The sequence below is a fragment of the Bradyrhizobium sp. CCBAU 53415 genome, from assembly GCF_028128735.1.
Classification (GTDB): domain Bacteria; phylum Pseudomonadota; class Alphaproteobacteria; order Rhizobiales; family Xanthobacteraceae; genus Bradyrhizobium.
The window spans coordinates 181,877-198,933 of record NZ_LBJF01000026.1; the positions used below are offsets into that span (position 1 = coordinate 181,877).

Annotated in this window: 16 protein-coding genes; 14 read left to right on the top strand and 2 right to left on the bottom strand. The window is 65.7% G+C overall.

Going from position 1 to position 17,057, the window contains the following annotated elements; translation table 11 throughout:
• The first annotated feature begins 125 nt into the window (after positions 1 to 125).
• The 6 genes from pgsA to XH87_RS24920 all read left to right on the top strand — a co-directional run bounded on the left by pgsA (position 126) and on the right by XH87_RS24920 (position 4,239).
• A complete protein-coding gene (gene pgsA, locus XH87_RS24895; protein ID WP_271589282.1) occupies positions 126 to 743 on the top strand; it encodes a CDP-diacylglycerol--glycerol-3-phosphate 3-phosphatidyltransferase in 618 nt (205 codons plus the stop codon).
• The gene (moaD, locus tag XH87_RS24900) at positions 740 to 991 is read left to right on the top strand and encodes a molybdopterin converting factor subunit 1 (RefSeq protein WP_271589283.1); all 252 of its coding nucleotides are present in this window, start codon (positions 740 to 742) and stop codon (positions 989 to 991) included. The genes pgsA and moaD overlap by 4 nt, the downstream gene beginning before the upstream one ends.
• A gap of 3 nt (positions 992 to 994) precedes the next feature.
• Positions 995 to 1,477, top strand: coding sequence for a molybdenum cofactor biosynthesis protein MoaE (locus XH87_RS24905; RefSeq protein WP_035710509.1), 483 nt, complete (start codon positions 995 to 997; stop codon positions 1,475 to 1,477).
• Positions 1,477 to 2,436, top strand: a complete 960-nt coding sequence (prmB, locus tag XH87_RS24910; RefSeq protein WP_271589284.1) for a 50S ribosomal protein L3 N(5)-glutamine methyltransferase — start codon at positions 1,477 to 1,479, stop codon at positions 2,434 to 2,436. Before XH87_RS24905 ends, prmB begins: the two co-directional genes overlap by 1 nt.
• 90 nt (positions 2,437 to 2,526) lie before the next feature.
• Positions 2,527 to 3,108: a phage holin family protein gene (locus XH87_RS24915; protein WP_035710513.1), complete on the top strand. Its 582-nt coding sequence runs from the start codon at positions 2,527 to 2,529 to the stop codon at positions 3,106 to 3,108.
• Positions 3,109 to 4,239: a YihY/virulence factor BrkB family protein gene (locus XH87_RS24920; protein ID WP_271589285.1), complete on the top strand. Its 1,131-nt coding sequence runs from the start codon at positions 3,109 to 3,111 to the stop codon at positions 4,237 to 4,239.
• A 48-nt stretch (positions 4,240 to 4,287) separates the two neighbouring features.
• Here the strand turns inward: XH87_RS24920 and XH87_RS24925 are convergent, their stop codons facing one another.
• Entirely contained in the window at positions 4,288 to 5,127 is an 840-nt protein-coding gene (locus XH87_RS24925) for a class I SAM-dependent methyltransferase (RefSeq protein WP_271589286.1), read from the bottom strand.
• A gap of 269 nt (positions 5,128 to 5,396) precedes the next feature.
• On the opposite strand from XH87_RS24925, the gene XH87_RS24930 reads away from it, so the two are divergent.
• Together XH87_RS24930 and XH87_RS24935 are read left to right on the top strand one after the other, a co-directional pair.
• Positions 5,397 to 6,884: an EAL domain-containing protein gene (locus XH87_RS24930; RefSeq protein WP_271589287.1), complete on the top strand. Its 1,488-nt coding sequence runs from the start codon at positions 5,397 to 5,399 to the stop codon at positions 6,882 to 6,884.
• 15 nt (positions 6,885 to 6,899) lie between these two features.
• A complete protein-coding gene (locus XH87_RS24935; RefSeq protein ID WP_271589288.1) occupies positions 6,900 to 7,754 on the top strand; it encodes a TIGR01459 family HAD-type hydrolase in 855 nt (284 codons plus the stop codon).
• A 139-nt stretch (positions 7,755 to 7,893) separates the two neighbouring features.
• On the opposite strand, the gene XH87_RS24940 is transcribed toward XH87_RS24935, so the two are convergent.
• Positions 7,894 to 8,289 carry a response regulator gene (locus XH87_RS24940; protein WP_008567674.1) on the bottom strand — a complete coding sequence of 132 codons (396 nt, stop codon included), beginning with the start codon at positions 8,287 to 8,289 and terminating at the stop codon, positions 7,894 to 7,896.
• A gap of 230 nt (positions 8,290 to 8,519) precedes the next feature.
• Here XH87_RS24940 and XH87_RS24945 point away from each other — a divergent pair, with 230 nt between their 5' ends.
• The 6 genes from XH87_RS24945 (at position 8,520) to XH87_RS24970 (ending at position 17,041) form a co-directional block, all read left to right on the top strand.
• On the top strand, positions 8,520 to 9,497 hold the full coding sequence (locus XH87_RS24945; protein WP_271589289.1) for a bifunctional riboflavin kinase/FAD synthetase: 978 nt from the start codon (positions 8,520 to 8,522) through the stop codon (positions 9,495 to 9,497).
• Between the two features lie 195 nt (positions 9,498 to 9,692).
• Positions 9,693 to 12,701 carry an isoleucine--tRNA ligase gene (gene ileS / locus XH87_RS24950; RefSeq protein WP_271589290.1) on the top strand — a complete coding sequence of 1,003 codons (3,009 nt, stop codon included), beginning with the start codon at positions 9,693 to 9,695 and terminating at the stop codon, positions 12,699 to 12,701.
• 10 nt (positions 12,702 to 12,711) lie between these two features.
• Positions 12,712 to 13,206, top strand: coding sequence for a signal peptidase II (gene lspA, locus XH87_RS24955; protein WP_271589291.1), 495 nt, complete (start codon positions 12,712 to 12,714; stop codon positions 13,204 to 13,206).
• 97 nt (positions 13,207 to 13,303) lie between these two features.
• Positions 13,304 to 14,026, top strand: coding sequence for a hypothetical protein (locus XH87_RS24960; RefSeq protein ID WP_271589744.1), 723 nt, complete (start codon positions 13,304 to 13,306; stop codon positions 14,024 to 14,026).
• A gap of 217 nt (positions 14,027 to 14,243) precedes the next feature.
• Positions 14,244 to 15,635 (top strand): M16 family metallopeptidase, encoded by a 1,392-nt coding sequence (locus tag XH87_RS24965; protein ID WP_271589292.1) that lies wholly within the window; start codon positions 14,244 to 14,246, stop codon positions 15,633 to 15,635.
• Positions 15,554 to 17,041, top strand: coding sequence for a M16 family metallopeptidase (locus tag XH87_RS24970; protein ID WP_271589293.1), 1,488 nt, complete (start codon positions 15,554 to 15,556; stop codon positions 17,039 to 17,041). Before XH87_RS24965 ends, XH87_RS24970 begins: the two co-directional genes overlap by 82 nt.
• The last annotated feature ends 16 nt before the right edge of the window (positions 17,042 to 17,057 follow it).

A 17,057-nucleotide genomic window follows, 5' to 3' on the forward strand; every position in this document is an offset into this window, starting at 1 on the left:
GGTAGCCTTGGTCAAGGGTAGCCTTGGTTATCAAGGGTAGCCTTGGTCATATGGTCGTCGCATCCCGCGTCGCATCTGGGAGCAGGACGGTTGACCTTCAGGCTTGAGCGGTATTGGTAGGACGGATGAACATCGCCACGACACGAGGGACCACCAGCCGCGCGATGTCCCTCCCCAACATCCTGACCTATGGCCGGATCGCCGCGATTCCGGTCGTGGTCGGATGCATCTATGCGCAGTCGATTCTGGATCAGCCGCTCTGGCTGCGCTGGCTCGCGGTCGCCATCTTCATCGCGGCCGGGGTGACCGATTACCTCGACGGCTACTACGCGCGGATCTGGAATCAGCAATCGGCATTCGGCCGCATGCTCGATCCGATCGCCGACAAGCTGCTGGTCGCCTCCTGCCTGCTGATGCTTGCCGCTGACGGCATCATCCACGGCTGGTCGCTGTGGGCCGCCATCGTGATCCTGTGCCGCGAGATCCTGGTCTCGGGCCTGCGCGAATATCTCGCCGCGCTGCGCGTCAGCGTGCCGGTAACGAAGCTTGCCAAGTGGAAGACCACGGTCCAGCTGATTGCGATCGGCTTCCTGCTCGCCGGCCCGGCTGGCGACGAGGTGGTGCCCTTCGTCTCGATGATCGGACTGGCGCTGCTGTGGGCCTCGGCGATCCTCACCATCTATACCGGCTACGACTATTTCCGCGCGGGCATCCATCACCTCATCAAGGAGGACGAGGGATGAAGGTGAAGTATTTCGCCTGGGTGCGCGAGCGCGTCGGCAAGGCCGAGGAGACGATCGAGCCGCCCGCCACCGTGCGCACCGTGGAGGAGCTGATCGCCTGGCTGTCCGGCCGGGGCGATGCCTACGCCCATGCGTTCGAGAAGCCGAAGGTGATCCGCGCCGCGATCGACCACGCCCACGTCAGATCAGACGCCGCGATCGCGGGTGCCCGCGAGATCGCGTTCTTCCCGCCGATGACCGGCGGTTAGGCCATGACCTCCGCCGTCACCGCCTGTCCCGTCACCATCCGCATCCAGGAAGATGATTTCGACATCGCGCGCGAGATCGCGGTCCTGACCAGGAGCCGCACCGACATCGGCGCGGTCGTGAGCTTCTCCGGCATCTGCCGCGCCGACGAGGACGGCGCCAAGGTCGCCGCGCTGACGCTGGAGCATTATCCCGGCATGGCCGAGGAAGAGATCAAACGCCATGCCGACGAGGCCACAACGCGCTGGCCACTGAACGGCGTCACCGTCATCCACCGCGTCGGCCGCTTCATGCCGGGCCAGAACATCGTGCTGGTGCTGACCGCCTCGCAGCACCGGCAGGCCGCATTCCAGGCAGCCGAGTTCCTGATGGACTATCTCAAGACCAGTGCGCCGTTCTGGAAGAAGGAAGAGAGCGCCACCGGCACCGGCTGGGTCGAGGCCCACGCCCGAGACGACGAAGCCGCCGCGCGCTGGACGAAATCCTGATGGCAAAAGTCTCGAAAAAACCCGCGCGCGGCCGCGCGGCGCCGAAGCTTGCGAAAGTCGGACGCGGCGAGCTCCTCACGCTGCTCGACTTCGTCCGCTATGCGGTGAGCCGCTTCGTCGAAGCCAAGCTCGCCTTTGCCCACGGCACCACCGATCCGGTCGCGGAAGCCGCCTTCCTGGTCTGCGAGGCGCTGCATCTCAATCCCGAACAGTTCGAGATCTTTGCCAACGCTCGCGTCACTGCCGCGGAAGGCAAGACCATCCTCGATCTGATTCATCGGCGCGTCACCACGCGCAAACCGGCTGCCTATCTCGTCAACAAGATCTACATGCGCGGCCTGCCCTTCTATGTCGACGAGCGCGTCATCGTTCCGCGCTCCTTCATCGGCGAGCTCCTGGATTCGCATTTCGGCGCCGGCGGCGAGGCGGGCTCGCTGATCGACGACCCCACGGCGGTCGAGCGCGTGCTCGATCTCTGCACGGGCTCGGGATGCCTCGCGATCCTCGCGGCGCATCATTTCCCGAACGCCACCGTCGACGCCGTCGATATCTCCAAGGGCGCGCTCGAAGTAGCTGCGCGCAATGTCGGCGAATACGGGCTCGAGGACCGGATCAGTCTCTATCGCGGCGACCTGTTCGCCCCGCTCGGCGACAACAGATACGACCTGATCATCACCAACCCGCCTTACGTCGATGCCGAAGGCATGGCGGCGCTGCCGCCGGAGTGCCGGGCCGAGCCGAAGCTCGCGTTCGACGGCGGCGCCGACGGTCTCGACGTGGTGCGCCGCATTCTGCGCGATGCGTCCGATCACCTGACGCCGGAAGGCGGGCTGATCTGCGAGATCGGCCGCGGCCGCGAGTTGGTCGACGACGCCTTTCCGGAACTGCCGCTGCTCTGGCTGGACACCGAGGATTCCGAGGGCGAGGTGTTCTGGATCGCAGCCGCCGATCTCGGCTGATCCATCAGGGCCGCCTCACTTCGACGGAACAAGTCAAATTCCGCCACGTTCATCCCCAGACGCATTTTCTTGCTCTCGGAGGATGTCCTTATGCTCGCGCCATCGGGCGAACTGCTGCGCGCCGGCTTGGCGCTCAAGCTCAACCATCTCAAGCGCGCCACGCAATCATACTTGCGCGACCGTACCAGCCAGGCCACGGGACGGGCGACGTCCTACGCCGTCGCGGGCGGCCTGTTCGCAGTGGCCGGGCTGTTTGTGGTCGCAGCCTTCTTTGTCGGCCTGATCGCCCTCTACCGCTGGATCGCAATCACCTACGGACAATTCTGGGGCTTTGGCGCCGTCGGTGCGGTGCTGCTGGTGCTGGCCGCGATCTGCGTCGGCGTCGCCATGGCGATGATGAAGCGACCGACCAAGCCGATCGTGCCGCTTGCCAGCCGGATGCGCGTTGCGATCGCCACCCCGCGGATCCCGCGCGGAACGGTCAAGCAGGCCGTCAAAGAAGTCGCGACGACGATTCCCCTGGTGCCGCTCGCGCCCGGTGAGCGCGGCCATGGCAGAACCGCCTGGCCCACCAACCGCCCCGTGCAGCTTGGCCTGATGCTCGCGGCGATCGGGCTTGCGGGGTTTACGGCGGCGCGACGAAGGCGTCACCGTCAAAGACTGGACGCTTAAATGCCGGCGCGGCGCTCCGAGCAGATCGACTCATGCCTGCTGATGGCGGCGACGGCCGTCTTCGTGCTGACGGCGGAGCGCTACTTTCAGGACTCTGGCCTGATCGGGTCGGGACCTCCGCAAGACCACCGCAAAAACGAAGCGAATTCACCGGAAACGCACCCGGCCGGTGCGGCAATGCAGCCCGGCCGCGGCCGCCGGGCGAGAAGTCCCATCGAGATCCCCTGGGCGGGCTGGAAGGATATTGTCTGGCGGACCTATCAGCGCATCGACGAGGATCGCCTGCTCGCGACGGCGGGCGGCGTCGTCTTCTTCGGACTGCTCGCGATCTTCCCCGCAGTCACGGCGCTAGTCTCTTCCTATGGCCTGTTCGCCGATCCCGCGACAATCAGCGCCAACCTCCAGACGCTTGCGACGATGGTGCCCGAGAGCTCGTTCCGGATCATCGAGGACCAGGTCGCGCGCGTGGTATCCAACGGCAACACCACGCTGGGTGTCACGTTCTTGTTCGGCCTGCTGCTTGCGATCTGGAGCGCCAATGCCGGTGTCAAGGCGATCTTCGACGCGCTCAACGTCGCCTATGAGGAACGCGAGAAGCGCAGCTTCATCCGGCTCAATATGGTCTCGCTCGCCTTCACCGTCGGCGGCATCGTGGCGCTGCTGTTGATGGTGGGGGCCGTCGTCGCCTTTCCGCTTGCGCTCGATCATCTCGGCATGGCGCCTGAAAGCAAGCTGATCGTGGCGCTGGCACGATGGCCGCTCCTATTCCTGATCCTGCTCGTCGCACTCGCCATCCTCTATCGCTTCGCTCCCAGCCGTGACGCGCCGCGCTGGCAATGGCTGAGCCTCGGCGCCGTGACGGCCGCGATCCTCTGGATCACCGGTTCGGCCCTGCTCTCCTGGTACCTCTCGGAATTCGCCAATTACAATGCGACCTACGGCTCTCTGGGCGCTGCGATCGGCCTGATGATGTGGATGTGGATGTCGGCGATCGTCATCATGTTCGGCGCCGAGCTGAATTCGGAGATCGAGCGGCAGACGCTGCGCGACACGACCACCGGGCGGCCGAAGCCGCTCGGCAGCCGCGAGGCCGTCTCGGCCGACACGGTCGGCGCCGCCGCGCCATATTGATCGGTGGCGGTCAGGCCGGAGGCCGGCCTGACCGCATCTCAGGCGCTATCAGCGCTTGGTGATCACGGCTTCCAGATATTCGCCGTGCACCACGATCGTGCCGTCGTCGGCGCGGTTGAACTCCTCGAGCAACGCCCGGAGGTCGCGCTTCAGCGCGGCCTGGCCGCCCTCGTCAAGCGCGGCAAACGCCTTCAGCGTAGGTCCGTAGAAGGTCTTGAAGATTTCGAGCCAGTGGTCCGGCGAACGATAGCGGAACACGAACATGCGCGGCTCGGCGGCGATCTCGGAAGCCTGGCTTCCGAACATCTCTTCCAGCCGCGCCGCCGTGCCCCACAGCGCCGGCGACTTCACCCCCGCCGGCGGCGGCAAATGCCTGCCGATGGTCTTGAACAGCTGGCCGATGAAACCTTGCGGGGTCCAGTTGGCGAGGCCGATCTTGCCGCCGGATTTGCAGACCCGCGCGAGCTCGGAGGCCGCCTTGTCCTGATCCGGCGTGAACATCACGCCGAAGGTCGAGAGCACGACGTCGTAGCTGGCGTCGGCGAACGGCAGCGCTTCGGCATCCGCCTCGCGGAACTCGACCATGAGATGTTCGGCCGCCGCGCGCTCGCGCCCGCGCTTGAGCAGCGCCGGTACGTAATCGGTGGACGTGACGTCACACCAGCGCCGCGCCGCGGCCAGCGTCGCATTGCCGTTGCCGGCGGCGACGTCCAGCACTTTGCTGCCGGCGCGTAGGTCGATTGCCTCACAGAGCTGTTCCCCGACGATCTGCAGGGTGGTGCCGACCACGGCATAGTCGCCCGACGACCAGGCGCCGTGCTGGCGCTGCTTGACGGCGGCGAGATCAGGTTGGGTTGGGGCTGGCTTGAGTGCGGCGGATGTCGACATGGCAATCTCCTGCGGTTGAAGATGCCGGGACGATAGGGCGCATACGGCTCGCTGGCCTTGAGAGCGGCGTTATTTTACGCTGAGAGCGCCTTGATTTCCGGACGGGAGCCGCCGGCGAGCCTGACATGGGCTGCGAGACAGTCGCTATCCCCTCGAATCAACATTGATGTTAGGGTCGTGCGTGTTTGGGGAGCATGTGGCGTGACGGGTTCGGACGCGACCCGTGTTTTCCCGGATGAGGCACTCAGCTCTTGAGGCGAACGCGCGGCATGATTCGCATTTCGACGATCTTCATCGCCATCTGCATGGTTCTGGTCGCGGCCTCGCTCGGGCTCGTGCTCTATTCGGTCGCTGGCATCAGCGGGACGGAATCGGCGATCGTGACGCTGACCGCGCTGACCTTCCTGATCCTCTACAACGCGGTGTCGATGCGGTTGCGCGACCGCAGCGACGTCGGCGGCCAGATCGCCGACCTCTCGCGCGGCACCGCCGACCTCGCCCGCCAGGTGGCCGAGTTCGGGCGCCGCCTGGCCGCCATCGAGGGCCGCATCGCCTCGTCCAATTCGACCAATTCCGACCGTATCCAGTCGGTCGTCGGAGAGATCAACGAGCTCGGCGGTCTCGTCAGGCAGCTCGCTGCGACCGTGTCGGCCCATGAGGACCTGCTGGCCGACGCCGCGCCGGCTCCCGGCCAGGTCGCCAAGCTCGAGCCGGAGACGCAGGTCGATCTGGTTGCACCGTTCGACGATCGGCCGGCCGCCCCTCCCCCGCTTCCCGCAGCACCGCCGCCTCCAGCCGCGCAGCCGCGCCCGGCACCGGCGGTTCAGACCCAGACCGCCAACCCGGCTCAAGCCGCCGCCGGGCGCAACCAGACCCAATTGCTGGCGACGCTGCGCAATGCCATCGACGAGAACCGCATCGACATCTTCCTGCAGCCGATGGTGACGCTGCCGCAACGCAAGGTGCGGTTCTACGAGGCGGTGACGCGCTTGCGCGACGAACGCGACCAGCTGATCGCAGCCGAGGAGTTCATCAGCATCGCGGAAGCGTCCGGCCTGATCGGGCGCATCGACAACACGGTGATGCTGCGCTGCGTGCAGGTGCTGCGGCGCCTGATGGTGCGCAACAAGGACGTCGGCGTGTTCTGCAACGTCGCGGCCTCCACGCTGGGCAATTCCACCACCTTCGCGCAATGTCTCGACTTCCTCGAAGCCAACCGGGCGCTGGCGCCCTCGCTGGTGCTGGAGTTCAAGCAGTCGACGTTCCGCAATCTCGGCCCGGCGGAGACCGAGAATCTCGCGGCGCTCGCCCAGCGCGGCTTCCGCTTCTCGATCGACCATGTCACGGATCTGCGCATCGAGCCGCGCGAGCTCGCCGACCGCGGCGTGCGCTTCATCAAGGTGCCGGCCGCGCTGCTGCTCGATCCCCGGCAGGCCTCGACCACGGACATCCATCCCTCCGATCTCTCCGATCTGCTCGGCCGTTTCGGCATCGACCTGATCGCTGAACGGATCGAAGGCGAGCGCGCGGTCGTAGACCTGCTCGACTATGACGTGCGGTTCGGCCAGGGGTTCCTGTTCGCGCCGCCACGGCCATTGCGGCCGGAAGGGCCATCTGCTACCGCCGGGGCCCCGCCGAACCAGGCGAAAGACATTCAGGGACCTCATGGCTCCGGCACACAAAGCTCAGGCGCGACGTCTTCTGCGCCTCCGCCACAACGCATCACCGGCAACGCGGCGCTCGCGCGCCGCATCTGATCGGCCACGCAGATCATGACCACGCTGCATTTTGCCGAAGGCCTGCGCCAGCTCGTGGGCGGCGTGGACGTCGTGCTCAGCGACATCTGGGGCGTGGTCCATAACGGCCTGGAATCCTTCCCCGAAGCCTGCGAGGCGCTGCACACCTATCGCAGCCGCGGCGGTACGGTCATCCTGATCACCAACGCGCCGCGCCCAGCCGACTCCGTACAGCGGCAATTGCGCAAGCTCGGTGTCCCCGATGAGACCTATGACGCGATCGTATCTTCAGGCGACCTGACCAGGCTCTATGTCGCCGAGCATCCCGGCCGCAAGATGTTCTGGCTCGGGCCCGAGCGCGACAGCTCGATCTACCGCGGCCTCGATGCAGTGACCGCGCCGCTGGAGGAAGCCGACTACATCGTCTGCACGGGCCTCTATGACGACGAGACCGAGACGGCTGAAGACTATCGCGGCATGATGCTGAAGGCGCGCGAGCGCAAGCTGACGCTGGTCTGCGCCAACCCCGACATCGTGGTCGAACGCGGCGACCGGCTGATCTATTGTGCCGGCGCGATCGCGGAGCTCTATCGCGAGCTCGGCGGCGAGGTGATCTTCTACGGCAAGCCGCACCGGCCGATCTACGAGCGCGCCATGGCGCTCGCCGGGGAACGCCAAGGGGACCAGATCGACCGGAAAAAGGTGCTGGCAATCGGGGATTCGGTCCGCACCGACTTAACCGGCGCGCGCGAATTCGGCATCGACTGCCTGTTCGTGACCCGTGGCATCCATGCCGAGGAGTTCGAGGGTCTTGACCAGCTCGACCCGACATCGGTGATGGAATTGTTCGGCCACCCGCCGAAGGCGCTGATGCGCGAATTGAAGTGGTAGAAAATGTCGTGCCCCGGACGCAGCTCGAAGAGCTGCAGAGCCGGGGCCCATAAGCCGCAAGCGATATCGTGGATAGACTGGGTCCCGGCTCGGCGTCGCGTCACTGACGTGCCGCGCCTTGTCCGGGACACGATCGCGCTTACGCGCTCGCCATGTCCGGGAAGACCGCCTCGATCTTGGTCTTCAGCGTCGCCGCGTTGAACGGCTTGACGATGTAGTTGTTCACGCCGGCCTTCTTGGCCGCGATCACGTTCTCGGTCTTGGATTCCGCCGTGATCATGATGAAGGGCGTGGTGGCGAGGTTCGGATCCGCGCGGACTTCGCGCAGGAGGTCGTAGCCCGTCATCGGCTCCATGTTCCAATCGGAGATCACGAGCCCGTACTTCTTGCCGCGCATCTTGTTCAGCGCTGCCGAACCGTCGCTGGCATCATCGATGTTCTCGAAGCCAAGCTGCTTGAGCAGATTCCGGATGATACGGATCATGGTGCTGTAGTCATCCACCACAAGAACCGGCATCGACAAATCAACCGCCATCTCGACTCCCCCAACGCAAACCCAGGAATATTAGGATCGGACCTGTCAGGCCGGAGCCCGGCAGTTCCACGCCTCAAGGACTAGCATCAAGGCGTTAAACAGCGCGTTAACTGCGGACATCGCCAAAAGACTGAAATCGTGTTCAATGTCCGCGCTCCCCCCGCTTGACTTCGTCAGGCCGGTCGAGCCACGGTCCGGGCCGGTCCTGCCTGGTTCGAGAATTTCCCCTGATGGCCCCGCCTTTTACCGTTATCCGCGACACGACGCCGGATTCCGCGATTCCAAGGGGCGCCGTGGTCGCCATGGGCAATTTCGATGGCGTTCATCTCGGCCATCGCGCCGTGATCGCGGCTGCCCTGGAGATGGGCAGGGCGCATGGCCGCCCTGCACTGGCATTGACCTTCGAGCCGCACCCACGGCGGTTTTTCAGCCCCAACACCCCGCAATTCCGCCTGACGGACGAACGGGCCAAGCTGCGGCTCTTGGCCGGCACCGGGCTCGCCGGCGCCGTGGTCATGACCTTCGACAAGGCACGTGCCGGAACCAGCGCGCAGGACTTCATTCACCATGAGCTGATCGGGCGCCTCGGCGTCAGCGGCATCGCGGTCGGCTACGACTTCCATTTCGGCAAGGGACGGGTCGGCTCGCCGAGCCTTCTCGTCAACGAGGCGCCACGGCTCGGCATCGAGGTCGACGTTCAACCGCATGTCGATATCGACGAGCGGCCGGTTTCCTCCAGCGCGATCCGGATCGCCCTCGCCGAGGGCCAGCTCGACCACGCGACAACCATGCTGGGCGCGCCCTGGTTCGTCACCGGCGAGGTCATCCACGGCGAAAAGCGAGGCCGCGACCTCGGCTATCCCACCGCCAACATCCGCCTGGACGCCAATTGCGGCCTGAAGCACGGCATCTATGCGGTGCGGGTCGGCCGCGGCGCCGAGCGGCTGGACGGGGTGGCCAGCTTCGGCCGCCGCCCGACCTTTGATAATGGCGCCCCGCTGCTCGAGATCTTCCTGTTCGACTTCAAGGACGACCTCTACGGGCAGGTGCTGGACTGCGCCTTCATCGGCTTCATCCGCGAGGAGCTGAAATTCGACAACCTGGAGGCCCTGATCCGCCAGATGGACGACGATTCCGCCCGCGCCCGCGCCATCCTGGCCGCCGCCCCGGATGCGTTTCCGCGGCTCGGCGTCATCGATCGAGCCTGAACCCGGCCTCCCCGGACCTTTGCGCTTCCCCTGGCCCCCTGCTATGGAGAGCCCATGTTTGCGCGGCGCATCATAGGGATTAGCGGCCCGGCTTCCGCCTGAGCCTTGGCTCGGCGCAAGACCGGGATTTTGTCGTTTCACCCCGCGATTCCGCATCGCCATCCGTTCCCGCGCCCTTCCGAGCCAGTCAGCCTCATGTCCGAAAAGCCGCAAAAGTCCCAAAAGCCTGAAGTCAAAGACTATTCGAAAACCCTGTTCCTGCCGCAGACCGAATTCCCGATGCGCGCCGGCCTGCCGCAGCGCGAGCCGGAGATCCTCAAGCGCTGGTACGAGATCGGCCTCTACGAGAAGCTGCGCGAGGCTGCCCGCGGCCGCGCCAAGTTCGTGCTGCATGACGGCCCGCCCTACGCCAATGGCAACATCCATATCGGCACGGCGCTGAACAAGATCCTGAAGGATCTCGTCACCAAGAGCCAGCAGATGCTCGGCTTCGATTCCAACTACGTGCCGGGCTGGGACTGCCACGGCCTGCCGATCGAGTGGAAGGTCGAGGAAGAGCACTATCGCAAGAAGGGCAAGCAGAAGCCCGACTTCCGCGACAGTGCCGCAATGATCGATTTCCGCAAGGAGTGCCGCGCCTATGCCACGCACTGGCTGGGCGTGCAGCGCGAGGAGTTCAAGCGCCTCGGCGTGATCGGCGATTGGGACCATCCCTACGCCACCATGAGCTTCCCGGCCGAAGCCCAGATCGCGCGCGAGCTGATGAAGTTCGCCGCCAACGGCACGCTCTATCGCGGCTCCAAGCCGGTGATGTGGAGCGTGGTCGAGAAGACGGCGCTCGCTGAAGCCGAGGTGGAGTACGAGGACCACACTTCCGATACCGTGTGGGTGAAATTCCCGGTCACCTCGCCCGCGCACGGTGCGCTCGCCTCCGCAAGCGTCGTGATCTGGACCACCACGCCCTGGACGCTGCCTGGCAACCGCGCCATCTCTTTCTCGCCGAAGATCGCCTATGGCCTCTACAAGGTGACGGATGCCCCCGCCGACAATTGGGCCAGGACCGGCGACCTCCTGATCCTCGCCGACGCCCTCGCCGGAGAGGTGTTCAAGCAGGCGCGCGTGACGGCTTATGAGAAGGTCCGCGAGGTCCCCGGCGACACCATGGACGCGATCGAATGCGCCCATCCGCTCAAGGGCCTTGCCGGCGGCTACGACTTCATCGTGCCGCTGCTGCCCGGCGACCACGTTACCGACGACACCGGCACCGGCTTCGTGCACACGGCGCCCGGCCATGGCCGCGAGGACTTCGATGTCTGGACGGCGCAGGCGCGCGATCTCGACGCGCGCGGCATCAACACCGCGATCCCCTACACCGTCGACGAGAACGGCGCCTATACCGATCACGCGCCGGGTTTTGCCGGCAAGCGCGTCATCACCGACAAGGGCGAGAAGGGCGATGCCAACGAGGCCGTGATCAAGGCGCTCATCGAGAAAGGCATGCTGCTCGCGCGCGGCCGGCTCAAGCACCAATATCCGCACTCCTGGCGCTCCAAGAAGCCGGTGATCTTCCGCAATACGCCGCAATGGTTCATCGCGATGGACAAGGACATCGCGATGGACGGCAAGACGAAGAGCGGCGACACGCTTCGCGCCCGCGCGCTGCACGCGATCTCGGTGACGCAATGGGTGCCGCCATCGGGCGAAAACCGCATCAACGGCATGATCGAGGCGCGCCCGGACTGGGTGATCTCGCGTCAGCGCGCCTGGGGCGTGCCGATCGCCGTGTTCGTGCGCGAGAAGGGTGACGGCTCCGCCGAGATCCTCCAGGACGAGGCCGTCAATGCGCGCATTGGTGAGGCCTTCGAGAAGGAAGGCGCCGATGCCTGGTACGCCAAGGGCGCGCGCGAGCGCTTCCTCGGGTCGCGCGCGAACGAAGACTGGCAGAAGGTCGACGACATTCTCGACGTCTGGTTCGATTCCGGCTCGACCCACGCCTTCGTGCTCGAAGACCCCGTGCATTTCCCGGGGCTGTCAGGCATCAGGCGCAAGGTCGACGGCGGCACCGACACGGTGATGTATCTGGAAGGCTCGGACCAGCATCGCGGCTGGTTCCACTCCTCGCTGCTGGAAAGCTGCGGCACGCGCGGTCGCGCTCCTTACGACGTCGTGCTGACCCACGGCTTCACCCAGGCCGAGGACGGCCGCAAGATGTCGAAGTCGCTCGGCAACACCATCGAGCCGCAGGCCGTCATCAAGGAGTCCGGCGCCGACATCCTGAGACTCTGGGTCGCGTCCTCCGACTACACCGACGACCAGCGTATCGGGCCCGAGATCCTGAAGAACACCGTCGAGACCTATCGCAAGCTGCGCAACACCGTGCGCTGGATGCTGGGCACGCTGCATCACTACAAGCGGGCCGACGCAGTCGCGCCCTCCGAGATGCCCGAGCTCGAGCGATTGATGCTGCACGAGCTCTCAGCTCGCGCCGCCGCGATCGGCAAGGCCTATCGGGAGTTCGACTACAAGACCGTGGTCGCGATCCTGTCCGCCTTCCTGAACAGCGAGCTCTCGGCGTTCTACTTCGACATCCGCAAGGATACGCTCTATTGCGATCCGCCCTCTTCGCTGACCCGCAAGGCAGCGCTGACGACCATCGACCTGTTGTGCGCCTCGATCCTGAAATGGCTGGCGCCGATCCTCAGCTTCACCGCGGAGGAAGGCTGGCGCATGTACCGGCCCGACGCCGAACCGTCCGTGCATTTGACGCTGTTCCCGACCGACCTGGAAGACCTGCGCGACGACAGGCTCGCCGCAAAATGGGAGACGATCCGCAACGTCCGCCGCGTCGTCACCGGGGCGCTCGAGCTGGAACGCGCCGCCAAGAACATCGGCTCCTCGCTCGAGGCCTCGCCGGTGATCTATGTCGCCGACCGCGACATGCTGATGGCGCTGTTCGACACCGATCTCGCCGAGATCTGCATCACCTCGAACTACGAGGTGCGTGAGGGCGAGGCGCCGGCTTCGGCGTTCCGTCTCGATGCCGTGCCCGGCGTTGCGGTCGTGGTGGAGAAGGCGGCCGGCACCAAATGCGCCCGCTCCTGGAAGATTTCGCCGACGGTCGGCGAAGACCCCGAATACCCCGACGTCACCCCGCGCGACGCGAAGGCGCTGCGCGAATGGAAGGCGCTGGGGGTCAGCGTCTGATCGGTCGCCCATGACCCCGCTCCGCGCCGGCATCCTCGCGGCAATGGTCACGCTGGTGGCCGACCAGGCCTCGAAGCTCTGGCTGCTGAACGTGTTCGACCTCGCCCGTCGCGGCGCGGTGAGGGTGACGCCGTTCTTCGACCTGGTGCTGGCCTTGAACCCCGGCATCAGCTTCGGCTGGCTGCAGAACGACAGCCAGGCGGCGCAGCTCGCGCTGATGGCGGTCAAGGCCGTCGCCGTGGTTGCGCTGGCGATCTGGATGGCCCGCTCGCACACCCGGCTTGGCACGATCGCGCTGGGCCTGATCATCGGCGGCGCCATCGGCAACGGCATCGACCGTCTGGCCTATGGCGCGGTGGTGGATTTCGCCCTGTTCCACATCGAGGTCGCCGGAAAAGCCTATAATTGGTATGTATTTAACCTCGCGGACGTGGCCATCGTTGCTGGGGTGGCAGTGCTATTGTATGATTCCTTCCTGGGGGTACCCGCCGCAAAAGCGCCCTGATCCCGGCCGATACGGACCGGAAGGTGGAACCCGGCTTTTGCGAGGGTTGGCGCCGCGTGCGAGCGGCAATCTGCCACAATATGGAACAGGTAAAGTGATGCGCAGCTCGAAGACCAGCGGTTCGATGGCTCGAGACCCCCGCTGGGGGTTCAGGTGGGCATTGAAATTGTCTGCCGTCGCGCTCGGTATCGGCCTCGTCATGGCAACTGGCGCGGCCCGCGCCGGTGACGACGACGAGGAGGACGACATGACCTTCGAAGAGAGGCTCATCGACAATCTGATGTCCGGCATCGGTGCCAAGAGCATGGAGAAAAAGGGCATCGAGTACCGCGAGCGTTCGCCGCTGGTCGTGCCGCCCAAGCTCGATCTGCCGCCGCCTGCGACCGAGGCCAAGGCTGCGCCGAACTGGCCCAAGGACCCCGACGAGAAGCGCCGCAAGGAAGCTATCGCCGCGCGCAAGAAAGCCACCAAGGCAACGGAGAACTGGCAGGCCGCCCAGCCGCTGACGCCCGCCGAGATGAGGGCCGGCCAGGTCGCCGCAGCGCCCCGCACCAGCAATGATCCGATTCAGCCGGGCACCAACGGCAACCCCTCGCTGAGCCCCGCCGAGCTCGGTTTCACCGGTGGCCTGTGGAATATGATGAAGGGCGGCAACAGCTCCGAGTCCAAGCCGTTCACGTCGGAGCCGCCGCGCCAGTCGCTGGTCGAGCCGCCGCCGGGCTACCAGACGCCGTCGCCGAACTATGCCTATGGCGCCGGGCCGGACAAGTCGCGGCGGATGTATTACGACATCATGTCGGGCAAGGAGAAGGAACAATAGCGTTCCTGTCCTGTCGCGACATTCTGACAGACTCGAATCGAGGGTCGGCGGCTCACGTCCGCCCGACGCCCTTCGAAATTGCCTACAAAATTGCCTATCAGTAACTTGCCTACGCGTTGAGTTCTCTGCTTCGTGACGCGAAGCCTCAGCCGCACGGTGTAGCATGCCGTGCCTTCCGAGCCGGAGATCCGGGCTCGACCTTTCACCAGGGATCATTATGTCCTCTTACCGATCGGCTGCCTGCCTCCTTGCCGCGTTGCTTTCGACGAGTGTCCTCTCGGACGGCGCCGCCCTCGCCCAGACCACGGTGACATCGGCCCCACCCGCAAGCTTCACGCTCCACAACGGCATGCAGGTCGTGGTGATCCCCGATCACCGCACCCCCGTGGTCACCGAGATGATCTGGTACAAGGTCGGCTCGGCCGACGAGACGCCGGGCAAGTCCGGCCTCGCCCATTTCCTCGAGCACCTGATGTTCAAGGGCACCTCAAAGCATCCGGCCGGAGAGTTCTCCCAGACCGTGCTTCGCGTCGGCGGCAACGAGAACGCCTCTACCTCGGTCGACTACACCAACTATTACCAGCGCGTGCCGAAAGAGAAGCTGCCGACCATGATGGAGTTCGAGGCCGACCGCATGACGGGCCTCGTCCTCAAGGACGAGAACGTGCTGCCCGAGCGGGATGTCGTGCTCGAAGAGTACAACATGCGCGTCGCCAACAATCCGGACGCGCGGCTGAATGAGCAGATCATGGCCGCGCTCTATCTCAACCATCCCTATGGGCGTCCGGTGATCGGCTGGCACCAGGAGATCGAAAAGCTCGATCGCGAGGATGCGCTCGCCTTCTATCGCCGCTTTTATGCGCCGAACAATGCGATCCTGGTGATCGCCGGCGACGTCGACGCCGCCGAAATCCGCCCGCTGGTCGAGCGCAATTTCGGCTCCATCCCTGCGCAGCCCGCGATCCCGGCGCGGCGCGTCCGTCCGCAGGAGCCGGAGCCGGCCGCACCGCGCACCGTCACGCTGGCCGACCCGCGCGTCGAGCAGCCGAGCATGCGGCGCTATTATCTGGTGCCCTCCGCAACCACGGCCGCTGCCGGCGAGAGCGCGGCCCTCGACGTGCTGGCGCAACTGATGGGCAGCGGCAGCAACTCCTATCTCTACCGCGCGCTGGTCGTCGACAAGCCGCTGGCGGTCTCCGCGAGCGCCAGCTATTCGAGCATCTCGCTCGACCCGACCCAGTTCGCGATCTCGGCCGCGCCGAAGCCCGGCGTCAGCTTCGCGGAAGTGGAGCAGGCGGTCGACGGTGTCATTGCCGGCGTTGCGCAGAACCCGATCCGGGCCGAGGATCTGGAGCGCGTGAAGACCCAGCTCATTGCGGAAGCCATCTACGCCCAGGACAACCAGGCGGTGCTGGCGCGCTGGTATGGCGGCGCACTGACCACGGGCCTGTCGATCGAGGACATCAGGAGCTGGCCCGACCGCATCCGCGCCGTCACCGCCGAGCAGGTCCGCGCCGCTGCGCAGAAATGGCTCGAGAAGAAGCGCTCGGTGACGGGCTATCTGATCAAGGACACCGCCACCGCCAAGCGCGAGGAGAAGCGTTCGTGACCCATCCCCTTCTTCGCGCAAGACACTTCCCCCGCAAAAGACACTTCCCACGCACAAGACACTTCGCGCTGTCCTTCGTCACCGGCGCAGCGCTCGCGCTGGCGGCAGTCTCGCCGTCGCAGGCCGCCGCAAAAATCCAGCACCTGATCTCGCCGGGAGGCATCGAGGCCTGGTTCGTGCAGGACGCAACCGTGCCGCTGATCGCGATGGAATATTCCTTCGCCGGCGGCTCGGCGCAGGATCCCAAGGACAAGCCGGGCGTCGCCAATCTGGTCGGCGACCTCCTCGACGAAGGCTCCGGCGATCTCGATTCCAAGACGTTTCATGAACGGCTCGACCGCCGCGCCATCGAGCTCTCCTTCAATGCCACGCGCGACACGTTTCGCGGCAGCCTGCGCATGCTGCGCGACAACAAGGACGAAGCCTTCGATCTGCTCAGGAGTGCGCTGACCTCGCCGCATTTCGATCCCGTCGACGTCGAGCGCATCCGCTCGCAAGTCATCTCGGGCCTGCGCCGCGAGACCACCAATCCGACCTCGCTGGCGAGCCGCAAGTTCCTGGAAGTCGCCTTCGGCGGGCATCCTTACGGCCGGCAGACCAACGGCAACCTCGACAGCGTGCCGACCATCACAGTCGCCGATATGAGGGATTATGTCGGCCGCGTCCTCGCCAAGGATGGGCTGAAGATCGCGGTCGTCGGCGATGTCGATCCGGCAACCCTGGGCAAGCTGCTCGACCACACGTTCGGTAGCCTGCCCGCCAAGGCCAATCTGACGCCAGTGCCCGACATCGAGGCGACAAAGCCGCCGCAACGCACCTTCGTGACGCTCGACGTGCCGCAGACCGTGATCACCTTCGGCGGCCCGGGCGTGAAACGCAGCGATCCGAGTTTCATGGCGGCCTATGTCGTCAACCACATCCTCGGCGGCGGCGGCTTGTCCTCCCGGCTCTATCGCGAGGTGCGCGAGAAGCGCGGGCTGGCCTATTCGGTGTTCGAATCGCTGCTCTGGATGGAGCATTCGGCGGTCTTCGTCGGCAATACCGGCACCCGCGCCGACCGCGCCGGCGACACCATCGATGCGATCGAGAAGGAGGTGCGCCGCATCGCCGAGGAAGGCCCGACGCAGAAGGAGCTCGACGAGGCCAAGTCCTACCTCAAGGGCTCGCAGATGCTGGCGCTCGACACCTCCTCCAAGCTGGCGCAGGCGCTGCTGCAGTATCAGCAGGACAAGCTGCCGATCGACTACATCGAGAAACGCAACGCCATCGTCGACGCGGTGACGCTGGACGACGCCAAGGCGGCCGCCAGGCGCCTCTGGGGCCAGGGGCTGTTGACCGTCGTCGTGGGCCGCGCTCCGCAGGCCGCCGCGCAACCGGCGGCTGCGACGCCAACAAAGTCGAACTGATCTCTTCTCCATACGC

What these genes read in the sequence shown, in the direction of transcription:
- XH87_RS24940 (WP_008567674.1), bottom strand. Translation starts at nt 8,289, where the DNA reads ATGGCGGTTGATTTGTCGATGCCGGTTCTTGTGGTGGATGACTACAGC.
- XH87_RS24965 (WP_271589292.1), top strand. Translation starts at nt 14,244, where the DNA reads ATGTCCTCTTACCGATCGGCTGCCTGCCTCCTTGCCGCGTTGCTTTCG.
- XH87_RS24970 (WP_271589293.1), top strand. Translation starts at nt 15,554, where the DNA reads ATGGCTCGAGAAGAAGCGCTCGGTGACGGGCTATCTGATCAAGGACAC.
- moaD (WP_271589283.1), top strand. Translation starts at nt 740, where the DNA reads ATGAAGGTGAAGTATTTCGCCTGGGTGCGCGAGCGCGTCGGCAAGGCC.
- prmB (WP_271589284.1), top strand. Translation starts at nt 1,477, where the DNA reads ATGGCAAAAGTCTCGAAAAAACCCGCGCGCGGCCGCGCGGCGCCGAAG.
- XH87_RS24930 (WP_271589287.1), top strand. Translation starts at nt 5,397, where the DNA reads ATGATTCGCATTTCGACGATCTTCATCGCCATCTGCATGGTTCTGGTC.
- XH87_RS24960 (WP_271589744.1), top strand. Translation starts at nt 13,304, where the DNA reads ATGCGCAGCTCGAAGACCAGCGGTTCGATGGCTCGAGACCCCCGCTGG.
- lspA (WP_271589291.1), top strand. Translation starts at nt 12,712, where the DNA reads ATGACCCCGCTCCGCGCCGGCATCCTCGCGGCAATGGTCACGCTGGTG.
- ileS (WP_271589290.1), top strand. Translation starts at nt 9,693, where the DNA reads ATGTCCGAAAAGCCGCAAAAGTCCCAAAAGCCTGAAGTCAAAGACTAT.
- XH87_RS24915 (WP_035710513.1), top strand. Translation starts at nt 2,527, where the DNA reads ATGCTCGCGCCATCGGGCGAACTGCTGCGCGCCGGCTTGGCGCTCAAG.
- XH87_RS24935 (WP_271589288.1), top strand. Translation starts at nt 6,900, where the DNA reads ATGACCACGCTGCATTTTGCCGAAGGCCTGCGCCAGCTCGTGGGCGGC.
- XH87_RS24920 (WP_271589285.1), top strand. Translation starts at nt 3,109, where the DNA reads ATGCCGGCGCGGCGCTCCGAGCAGATCGACTCATGCCTGCTGATGGCG.
- XH87_RS24925 (WP_271589286.1), bottom strand. Translation starts at nt 5,127, where the DNA reads ATGTCGACATCCGCCGCACTCAAGCCAGCCCCAACCCAACCTGATCTC.
- XH87_RS24945 (WP_271589289.1), top strand. Translation starts at nt 8,520, where the DNA reads ATGGCCCCGCCTTTTACCGTTATCCGCGACACGACGCCGGATTCCGCG.
- XH87_RS24905 (WP_035710509.1), top strand. Translation starts at nt 995, where the DNA reads ATGACCTCCGCCGTCACCGCCTGTCCCGTCACCATCCGCATCCAGGAA.
- pgsA (WP_271589282.1), top strand. Translation starts at nt 126, where the DNA reads ATGAACATCGCCACGACACGAGGGACCACCAGCCGCGCGATGTCCCTC.